This window comes from Planctomycetia bacterium (assembly GCA_021413845.1).
Lineage (GTDB): Bacteria > Planctomycetota > Planctomycetia > Pirellulales > PNKZ01 > PNKZ01.
Window position 1 is genome coordinate 1 of record JAIOPP010000139.1, and the last position, 10217, is coordinate 10217.

5 protein-coding genes are annotated in these 10217 nt (G+C 63.1%); 2 read left to right on the forward strand and 3 right to left on the reverse strand.

Annotated features, from left to right (window positions below):
* Positions 1–289: 289 nt before the first annotated feature.
* A complete protein-coding gene (locus K8U03_23570) occupies positions 290–2863 on the reverse strand; it encodes a hypothetical protein (GenBank protein ID MCE9607875.1) in 2574 nt (857 codons plus the stop codon).
* 194 nt (positions 2864–3057) lie between these two features.
* On the opposite strand from K8U03_23570, the gene K8U03_23575 reads away from it, so the two are divergent.
* Together K8U03_23575 and K8U03_23580 are read left to right on the forward strand one after the other, a co-directional pair.
* Positions 3058–6420: a tetratricopeptide repeat protein gene (locus tag K8U03_23575; GenBank protein ID MCE9607876.1), complete on the forward strand. Its 3363-nt coding sequence runs from the start codon at positions 3058–3060 to the stop codon at positions 6418–6420.
* Between the two features lie 59 nt (positions 6421–6479).
* Positions 6480–7304 carry a sugar phosphate isomerase/epimerase gene (locus tag K8U03_23580; protein ID MCE9607877.1) on the forward strand — a complete coding sequence of 275 codons (825 nt, stop codon included), beginning with the start codon at positions 6480–6482 and terminating at the stop codon, positions 7302–7304.
* Positions 7305–7333: 29 nt separating this feature from the next.
* Here the strand turns inward: K8U03_23580 and K8U03_23585 are convergent, their stop codons facing one another.
* Positions 7334–8701, reverse strand: coding sequence for a DUF1501 domain-containing protein (locus K8U03_23585; GenBank protein ID MCE9607878.1), 1368 nt, complete (start codon positions 8699–8701; stop codon positions 7334–7336).
* Positions 8702–8904: 203 nt separating this feature from the next.
* Entirely contained in the window at positions 8905–10029 is a 1125-nt protein-coding gene (locus tag K8U03_23590; GenBank protein MCE9607879.1) for a hypothetical protein, read from the reverse strand.
* Between the last annotated feature and the right edge of the window lie 188 nt (positions 10030–10217).

A 10217-nucleotide genomic window follows, 5' to 3' on the forward strand; every position in this document is an offset into this window, starting at 1 on the left:
AGCAACGCGTCGAAACCTACCGGAGGTCGGAGTCGCGTCTCCTCACACGGCTCAACATCGCACGTCGCGCCGCGAGATTCAACGCGAAGAATTGGGCCATGTCTTCAACGTAGCAGGCACGTTCCACGTGCCGTCCGCCACGGAGGACTTCACACAGCCACAGCGGCTTGGTCAATCAACACGTAAAACGGCCGGTTCACATCGGCCGCTCGCCAGGAAGTATTGCCCGCTGCGTCTTCTTCGCAGAACGGCGCACGTGGCGGACGGCACGTGGAACGTGCCTGCTACTTTAACGCCGTAGCACGCCGCCCGCTGCCGGCTCGACGCGTGTTGCCATTTCGACGAACTTGCGGCTCGTCGTTTCGTCGCCGAGTTGTCGGTGCATCGTTGCGAGGTTCGAATACGCGACTCCCATCGCCGAGGCGTTGAGGACACCGTCGCGCACTGCTTGCTGCATGTAGCCCGCTCCCACGTTCGTGAGTTGCAGGGCTCGCTCTCGATTGCCGAGGGCCCAATAGGAAATGCCCATGCTGACGAGCGTTTCTCCCTGGCGACCACGATCGGCCGCGGCCGCTTCGATGAGCGGTCGTTCCATGAGCGGCGCCGCGCGCTCGAACCACTCGACCGCCGTCTTGTGGTCTTCCCGCTTCACGGCATAGAGCGAACCGATGCGGAAATAAAGTCGGCCGAAGCGATAAGCGTCGATCGGCGTTTCATCGCGCCCGACGCGGCCTTGTTGAATCAACTCGACCGCTTCGGTTCCGAATTTCAAAGCGTTGTCGATATCTCCTCGGGCATGCAACGATTGAAGCGCGTCGTAGAGACCCATGCCGGCTTCGAATTGAATTTGCTTCCTGCGCAGCGGATCGTTGCAGTCTGCCAAGGCGAGGTTCGTAGTCGTTCGCAAACTTTCGGCCCACACGAGCGGATCGGCTCCCCCTTGCATGCCGACGCACGCCGCCGACGCACGCACATAGACGTCGAGCAATACGTCGATGCTCAGATCTCCCGAGGCGCGTCCTTCGACGGCGATCGCTTCTGCTTTCTTCAACCAGCGCTCGACGACCGTTTCCTTCGACTGCCATTCTCCCCACGCGACATCCTGCGCGATTGCCAAGTGCGCTTCGACGAGCACTCGTTTCGCGCCGCACCGGAGCGTACGATTCTTCTCCGTCGCCAACGGCTCGACCAATCGCACGGCCCGCGTGTGGGCATCGATCGCCTGGCCGTAGTCGGGCCTCGCTCCGCCGGCCAACAAGTTGCCTCGCTGGAGCCATGCCCGTGCCTGATAGAGCGGCAACGATTTCGTTCCTTCGACGACCGTCTGGTTGTCGGCGAGCGCCGCGTCGAACAACGCTTCGTCGGCCAAGAGCTCGGCCCGCGTCAGCAAGTAGTCGGCCGCTTTGGTGTCGATCTTCAACGCGCTTTCGATCGCTTCCATCGCGGCTCGAGGTCGGCCGACCTTTTGCAGCAGCTTCGCCCGCAGCCAATGGGCCCGACTATTCTTCGCGTCGAGATTCGTGGCGACCGTGAGATCCGTGAGTGCGGCGGTATAGAATTCCGCAGACCTTTTTTCGGCCCGCAAGACGAACGGCCGGGCGCTGATCCGATCGAGCCCGATCGTGGCGACGAGCGGAACATCGGGCCCCGGCTCATAGCGAAGCGAGACACCGCGTTCGGGAAACACGACCCCCAGCGCATTGCCTTCGACATCTTCGACCGCGATGGCATCGGCTTCGTTGAGCGCGAGTTCTTTGAGAACCTCGGTCGGTGGAAAGCGGTTTCCCAGTTCGATGACGATCGCTTCGGCTTTGTTTTCGAAGAACGTCACTTCGACGGACTCGAACGGATCGATCTTGTAGTGGAGCTTGAGGTCGTTGCCGGCCCCTTGACGTCGAACCGGCTCGCCCCAGGCCTTGAGCACTTCTTCCAGCGTCGACTCACCAAGCAACACGCCGTTGAAGTCGACCGGCTCCAACTTAGGGAGAGGGCCCGGCGATGCCGGATCGTCAACCGTAGCGGCCGGTGAAACATCCGACGAGAGATCCGTCGCCCCATCCGCCGGCGATGTAGGAAGGACGGGCTGCGTCGGCGACGTCAACGGAATCACATCGGGAAGACCCGGAGTCGTCGGCGTCGCGCCCACAGGAACTTGGTTTCCTTGCGAGCGGGTCGGCGGAAACGTAATCGTGTCGGAAACGGGAGGAGGCGAGAAGACCTGAGGCCCTGCTCCGGTCGCAGTGGTTGGGCCCGCGATCGGCGGCGGAGTCGGATCGCCGAGCAAGCCGTCGGCACCGATGCCGGTCGCTTCGGTCTTCGCCGCCTGGGGGGCGACAGCCGGAGTTCCGTTCGGCGTAGCGAGTGGTGGCGTTGCGGCACGCAACGGCGCGCGCGGCGCCAAAGGAGCGCGCGGAGCCAACGTCGCCGACGACGCGGTGTAGGCGGGGCTGCGAACAGTCAGATTTCCGACCGGCTCCTTCGCGTTCGGCGTTGCCGTCGAAGGCTGTGGTTGCAATCTTGGCTGCGGTGTCGCAGGACGGGGCTTCAATTGCGACGGCGGCTGCGGCGGCGTTTCCGCCGGGCGATGAATTTGCAAACGCGAGTTCCGCTCCTCTTCCGTCGTCGGCGCAGCGGCTGCGGCAGGTGTCTGCGGAGTCGGGCGTTTCGCATCGCCGATGCGCAGCGTACTGCGCGGAGGAACGATCGGCGGCGCCCCTTGTCCGACGACGCGCGTCGCCGGTTCGGCGGCGGCGCTGAACGTCGCGCTGTTCCCGACGCAAAAGCAACCGAGCAGACACGCGAGCCCTAGAGCCGGGAGTCGAAAAGTGCGAAAGCGATTGCAAGCGCGAAGGCCGTGGCACATCGCGTGTTCCTCCGTGAACGCAGTAAAGCGAACCGCGCAATCCTTGTGCGGTTGCAGAACGAAGCGGCGGAAGTATAGCGAGACCCTGCGCCGGCCCCTAGACGAATCAAGCCGCCGGCAGCGGCAGCTTGAAGCGGTGCCGGCCCGTTGCGATCCCCTTTCTCGTTTCCTCCCTTATTGCTACTCTCCGCCGCATGAAAAGTCGCATAAAAGTCGCTGTCGTCGCGCTCTTTGCCTCGCTCCTCATACCGACTCTCGCAGGCATCGCGTCGGCAGGCCCGCCGCCGGCGCCGGCGGAGGCGCTGCGCAGCCGGCGCGACGACGCCGACCTCGCGAGTGTCTTCTTCCTCGATGCCGCGCAAGGTTGGACCGTCGGCGATCATGGCGCCGTCCTCCATACGCTCGACGCCGGCGCACACTGGGCGGCGCAAGAGTCGGGCCTCGGTTGCCGCCTGCGCGACGTTTACTTTCTCAACGCTCAACAAGGCTGGATCGTCGGCGGATACTATGATCCTTACGTGCATCGGAGCCGAGGCGTATTGTTGCGCACCGTCGACGGCGGCGCGACCTGGCAACTCGAGCCGACGCCGCTGCTACCCGCCCTCCGAAAAATTCGGATGCGCACTGCGCAAGAAGGTTGGGCTGCGGGCGACCCTTCGACGCTTGCCCCTTCCGGTCTGCACTTCACGCGCGACGGCGGCAAGACCTGGAGCGCCGCCGGCGGCCACTTGCCGGCCGGTATCGTGGCGGCCGATCTCGCGGCGGCGGAAGGGCATAAAATCGACCACGCTGCCGGAACGGTCGCCGACGGCGCGGGCCGAGTCGTCGCGCTCGCGGAGCGGTTTCTCAGCGCTACGCCCGCCGCCGAGTTCGGGCTGCGCACCGTGCGCGACATCGCGCTCGATCGTGGTGGAGCAGGCACGCTCGTCGGCGACGGCGGACTCGTCCTCTCGACCGAAGATGGGGGTGCCGCGTGGCACGCGAGCGGCGAAGATCTCACTTCCGGTGTCGGCGCGCAATGCGATTGGCACGCCATGGCCCGGCATGGCGCGAGCTTGTGGATCGTCGGTGCGCCGGGGAGCGTGGTGCTGCATAGCGCCGATGCCGGGCGGCATTGGGAGCTGCTGCCGACCAAGCAACCGTTGCCGCTGCGCGACGTGGCGTTCGTCGATGCCGAGCGTGGGTTTGCGGTCGGTGCGCTCGGCACGATCCTGGCGACGGTCGACGGCGGAAAGACTTGGAACAAACAATCGTACGGCGATCGGCGCGCAGCCCTCTGGAGTTGCTTTACCGATGCCGAGTCGATGCCGCTGGAGTTGATCGCCAAGAGCTGCACCGAAGACGGCTACCGCACGGTCGCCTCGCTCGTCGGCCGGCGCGATTGCGAGCCGGGAGTCGACTCGAGCGCCGCTGCCGGCGATCGGGTTGCCGATGGCCTTTCGGCATTGGGCATCTCCTCGACTCAGCAAGCTTGGGCCTTTCCGCTCCGGCAAGCCGCGTTGCAACTGTCGGCGAGCGACGTCCTCTCGACCTGGGGGGCCGGCGACGAAGCCGAGGGCCTGCGCCGGATTCAAGCACATTTCGTGTTGCAACTTCGCACGTGGCGGCCCGACGTCGTGCTCACGCATGCTCCTGCTCCGCGCGGCGACCTGCCGACGAATCACCTGCTGCATCAACTGGTGATGCAGGCCCTCGAGGCGGCCGCCGATCCCAACGCTTTTCCGGAGCAGATCGAACTGCTCGGGCTCGCGCCATGGCAAGCGCAAAAGGCGTTCGGCCACGAGCCGAATCAAACGCAAGGCACGGCATCGGTCAAAGCTTCGGATGTGATGACGCGCACGGCGATCGCGCTCGACGAGTTCTGTTCGCCCGGCCGCGCACTGTTGTCCGACCGGCGGACGGCGCCGTCGGCGACCGTGGCCGTCCGGTTGTGTATGAACCGGACTCCTTCGGCCGCGCCCGAACGAGAACTTTTCGCCGGCTTGGTGTTGCCGGCCGGCGGCGATGCGCGGCGCACCATCGTCGGCACGGTCGGCGATACGATTTTGAAGATGCGGCGCACGGCCGAGCGACGACGGAGCCTCGAAGGAATCGTCATGCAGAAAAGCGGGACCGTCGGAGTCGAGCTCGCCGGGCGACTGCGCGACGTCACGGCCGGCCTGGAAGACGAGCCTGCCGGCCGGGCCGTCTTCGAGCTTGCCGAGACGTTCCGCTTCGCCGGTCGTTGGGAAGCGGCGCGGGAAACGTATGAATATCTTCTCACGCGCTATCCCCAACACTCCGACTCCGAAGCGGGCCTGCATCGGCTCGTTCATTATCTGGCGAGCAGCGAAGCCGATCAGCGCTTGCGCCGCGCGATGATCCACACGGCCGACGCCCTGGCGATGGCCCCGCTCGGCGCAAGCACCGGCGAAGGGGCGATCTCGGCATCGAAGCCGCGCACGGTTTCGCAAAACACGCTCGGCCAAGTCGAATCCGCAGCGGGCATTCCGGGCACGGCCGATCGGCTGGAGAAGCTGAACATCACGATCGCGCAAGGTCCGCCGTCGATCACGCAGATGGCCGTGATGCCGACGCCGGCCGCGATGCTGCTGGGGCGCAACGCGCGCGAGCAAGCTCCTGCGGCGAAGCCGGCGGAAGCGGTAAGCACGGCGGCTCGCGAAACCGCAAGCGGCGCTGCGGTGAATGGCGTGATAGATAGTTCTGCTGGTTCTGCGCTGGTTGGGTATACCGGTGATGAAGATCGGCGACGGCGCGCGATCGCGCTCGGGGCTTACTTCGAGAGCCGCGATCCGGTCGGGCATGCCGAGCCGACGATTCTCTTTCCGCTTGCTGCCGCGCGACGCAAGCTCGGGCAGACCGCCGAAGCGGAAAGCTTCTACAAGCATTTCGTCCGTTCGCATCCCGAAGATGCGTGGTGGGCCTGCGCCGCGTCGGAAGCGGCGATTCGCAATCCCGGCACGACGGGCATCAAGCGGCAACATCGTTCGCTCGCGGCAACCGAAAAGCCGCTCTTGGATGGAACGCTCGACGATGCCGTGTGGCGCGCCGCGACGCCGCTCGAGCTACGCAGCCCGCTCGGCGACGACGACGCTTGGCCTGCCGTGGCGCTGATCGCGCATGATGCCGAGTACCTTTATTTAGCGGTCCGTTGCCGGCGCACTCCTAATACCGAAATGCCGGCCCCGACCGGTCCGCGGCAGCGCGACACCGACCTCGCGGCCCAAGATCGGGTCGACTTTTGCCTCGATCTCGATCGAGATTACGCGACCTATTACAAGCTCTCGGTCGACCGCCGCGGCTGGACCGCCGAGTCGTGTTGGGACGACACCGGCTGGGATCCGCAATGGTTCGTCGCCGCCGGGGGCGATGAGACGACCTGGACCGTCGAAGCGGCGATTCCTTGGAGCGAGCTGACGGTCGAGCCGCCGCGCTCCGGCGACGCCTGGGCTCTCGGCGTACAGCGCATCGCGCCGTCGACCGGAGTGCAAAGTTGGACCGCGCCGGCAGCGGCGGCGATTCGGCCCGAGGGGTTCGGGCACTTGACGTTCGAGTAGCGGGCGCGGCATCCTACAGAACTCGCTCGTCAGCCGCTCGCGTTTCAGGAGTTCCGCAGATGCCGATTCGTTCCGCCGTCACGATCAGTTTGGTGAAGGAAGCTCGCGGCGGACCCTTCGTCTTTTGGGACGATCTCGCGGCCGGTTGTCGCAAGGCGGCCGAGCTCGGCTTCGATGCCGTCGAGGTGTTTCCGCCGTCGGCCGACGCGGTCGATCCGAAAGCGCTTAAGCAGTTGCTCGTCGACCATCACCTGACGCTCGCCGCGGTCGGCACCGGCGCGGGCTGGGTGCGCGGCAAGCTGAACCTCACGCTACCCGACGCCGCGCAGCGCACCGCCGCGCGCGAGTTCATCAAGTCGATCATCGATCTGGCGGGCCCCTTCGGCGCTCCGGCGATCATCGGCTCGATGCAAGGGCGGCACGGCGTCGACGGCGTGGAGGAAGCGACCGCGCGGGGTTGGCTGGCCGAGGCGCTCGAAGAACTCGGCGACTATGCCCGACATTACGCGACGCCGCTCCTCTATGAACCCCTGAACCGGTACGAGACCAACATGGTGACTACCGTTGCGCAAGGGGTCGCGCTGTTGAAGTCGCTGAAGACGCGCAACGTGCTGCTGTTGGCCGATCTGTTTCACATGAACATCGAAGAGGTCGACATCGCCGACGCCCTGCGCGCGGGGCAAGGCTATATCGGCCACGTGCATTTCGTCGACTCGAACCGCCGCCCTGCCGGCAGCGGCCATCTCGACTTCGCCCCGATCGCGGCGGCGCTGAAAGAAATCGGTTACGACCGCTACGCCTCGGCCGAAGCCCTCCCCTGGCCCGACAGCGACACGGCGGCGGCGAATACGATCGCTGCGTTTAAGAAATGGTTCCGCGAGTAAGCATCGACTCGCTTTTACGGCCGCGGCTGCTAAATCAATTCGCGGATCGGCTTTTGGTCGTCGAGCAGAAACTGCGGCCGACCGGTGAGGTCGGGGATCGTTTGTCTCGTGTCGATGCCGAGGACGTGGTAAAGCGTGGCGAAAACATTCTCGGCCGAGTGAGGGTTGCCGCGCGGGCGGGCCGCGTATTTGTCGGTCGAGCCGATCGCTTGGCCGGTGCGCAGTCCGCCGCCGGCCAGCAGCGCGAAGCCGGATTCCTGCCAGTGGTCGCGACCCGCTTGGCGATTGATGCGCGGCGTGCGTCCCATCTCGCCCCAGGCGACGATCGCGACGTCGTCGAGCAGGCCGCGCTCTTCGAGATCGAGCACGAGCGCCGAGAACGCTTGATCGAACCAAGGGAGTTCTTCACGCAGCCGAGGAAACACGCCGGAGCGCGGGCCGTTCGATAGGATGCCGTGATGGTCCCACGAGCCGATGTTCAGCGACACGACCGGCACGCCGGCCTCGACCAGCCGACGAGCCATGAGGAACTTCGTCGTGAGCCAAGAGATCGGACTCGAATAGTCGAACGAGCTGGCGTAAAAGGAACGGTCGGGACCGTAGCGCTCGCGCACCTTCGCCGGCTCTTTGGCGACGTCCAATGCTTCGAGCACCTCGGGCGAGGTGAGCATCGCCAAGGCGCGGCGCGTGTATTCATCCATGCCGGCCATGTTGCCGCGCTGATCGATGTCGCGGCGCATGTTGTCGAGACGTTTCAAGAGCGAGGCGCGATCTTGCAAACGCTCCGGCGTCACTTGAATTTGGCGATGCGCCATCTGCCCGGAGATCGGCTCGAAAGGTCGATGCCCTGCGCCGACGTATAACGGGTCTTCCGGATGCACGCGCTGCAAAATGCTCGGAGCATGGTTGCACAGGCTCACATACGGCGGCAACGCGGCCGACGAGGGAGGATGGATGCGGCTGACGATCGCGCCGAGCGGCGGCCGCTTGTGCTTCGGCGCGAACCCGCTGAAGACTTCTTGCGGATCGTGGTCTTGCGGCAGCTCGTTGTGGAATTGCAGATCGCGCACGACGGCGAACTTGTCGGCCATCCGGGCCAGGCGCGGCATCAGCTCGCAGATCTCGAGGCCGGGCACGTTCGTTTCGATCGGTCGGAACTCGCCCCGATATTCGTTCGGCGCGCGGGGCTTCATGTCGAACGTATCGATCTGGCTCGGGCCGCCCATCATGTGGATGAGGATGACCGACTTCCGCGAGCGCCGCGCACCGGACTCGGCACGGAGGCGCAGGATGTCGGGCAGCGCGAGCCCGCCGGCCGCGAACCCACCGAGGCGAAGAAAATCGCGCCGCGCAACGCGATCGCAAGTCTGCGAACCTCTCCCCGAAAGCGTCAGCATGCGGGCCTCGATTCGGTCAAATGGGCTTTCTTAGCTGTTTAGTGGGCGTGGTGTTCCATCAACTTTTGCCGATTCGTTTAGATTGTAGAGGCCAGCGTCGCGACTCGCAAGAAAACAAACTCTGAATGAGAAAAGAGCAGAGTCCGGCTAGCGCCTGTCGTTTCAAAGAGAATGCGTCTATCACCGGCCGTAGTTCGACATCGCTAGTCCTTACGAAATAACTTGATCCCCGCTTCGAGCTCTAGTGACTTGCAAATAATCGCCAACCGTCGACGTTTGAACTTGCGGTAGGCACCTGGTACACCGCGGTCCCAGAGGCCACCCTCCTTTTCGTGTGGAATGAGATGACTTCGCATCACTCGAGCGAAATACTGCTTTGATCGAAAGTCTGCGAGGTAGGTTCGTGGGCTTTTTGAGCCGATAGACTGATTTTCTTCAGCCACTACGAAGCAGATGTTGCAAATACTGTTATAGTCTCGATGCTGAAAGCCGTAGTTGGCAAGTAACGCGCGGGGAAAGATATGATGACGGTCATTGCGGTTTGCACGAGCAGCTTCTTGTCCTAAAAGAACCTGTTCTCCATTCGTCAAATAGCACGGCCGTTGACGAGCAAGCAAACACGCAAAAGCTCGTGAACGAGCGGATGGCTGAGTGTATTCTGTTTTTAGAATGTCACTCCGATCGATAAGGTCCGTGAACAAGAATCTCGCGGAATTTGTCCGCGCAAGACGTTTAAAGAACAAGACATCGGAAATAATATTCTGCCTATAGCCGCGCCCGGAATATCTCTCACCAACGGCGGTTGCCCAAAACCACTTTTTGATCTCTTTACGATGCTTAGTAGTTGGTTGACCGGGGTGTGAGAAAAAATAAACGGTCAATGTCGCGATCATGTTCGCAGATGGCAAGAAGCGGAGCTCTAGCACCGAAAAGTTGGATCGAACATAGTCGATTGCCTTCGTAAAAGCCGCGCGATATTTCCCCCAGCTACTCAGGAATTTCGTTATTGCTTCGGAGTCCGATTCGATGCTTCGTTCCCACCGCCGTACCATAGCGTCCATAGCTCGCTCGCCGACATCGGGTTCTTGATTTGCCGATATGAACGAAAAGCCGTGTAAAATAGTATCGTGAGAAAGGTCAACAAAGCCTTGCGGTAAATTTGCCCGTAAATCGTTTGCCTTCTCTCGCAGTTCGATGTTGGATGCACGAGCAAATGCGCGATCGGCTGAACCGATCGGCATTCCCTGTGAATTTATTCGAATGAAAGCTTCTCGTACTTCGTCGAGATTGCTGGAAGCTATGACAATAATCGGAAGCTTGTACGACAAGAGTCTTTCGCGACAACTCACCACACGATCCAGCCGTCGCTTATTCAGATTGACCTGCCCCCCTTAAACGAGTCCGGTCGTCAGTCGTAGACTGACGACCATCACTTGAAAAAGGGAGGGGATCATGGGCACGAAGCGTTTGCAGGTCGAGCAGATCATTCAGAAGTTACGGGAAGCGGAATTGGAGA

Excerpts from the sequence above, each read along its gene's own strand:
- K8U03_23570 (MCE9607875.1), bottom strand. The coding sequence starts at position 2,863 with ATGTGCCACGGCCTTCGCGCTTGCAATCGCTTTCGCACTTTTCGACTC.
- K8U03_23580 (MCE9607877.1), top strand. The coding sequence starts at position 6,480 with ATGCCGATTCGTTCCGCCGTCACGATCAGTTTGGTGAAGGAAGCTCGC.
- K8U03_23575 (MCE9607876.1), top strand. The coding sequence starts at position 3,058 with ATGAAAAGTCGCATAAAAGTCGCTGTCGTCGCGCTCTTTGCCTCGCTC.
- K8U03_23585 (MCE9607878.1), bottom strand. The coding sequence starts at position 8,701 with ATGCTGACGCTTTCGGGGAGAGGTTCGCAGACTTGCGATCGCGTTGCG.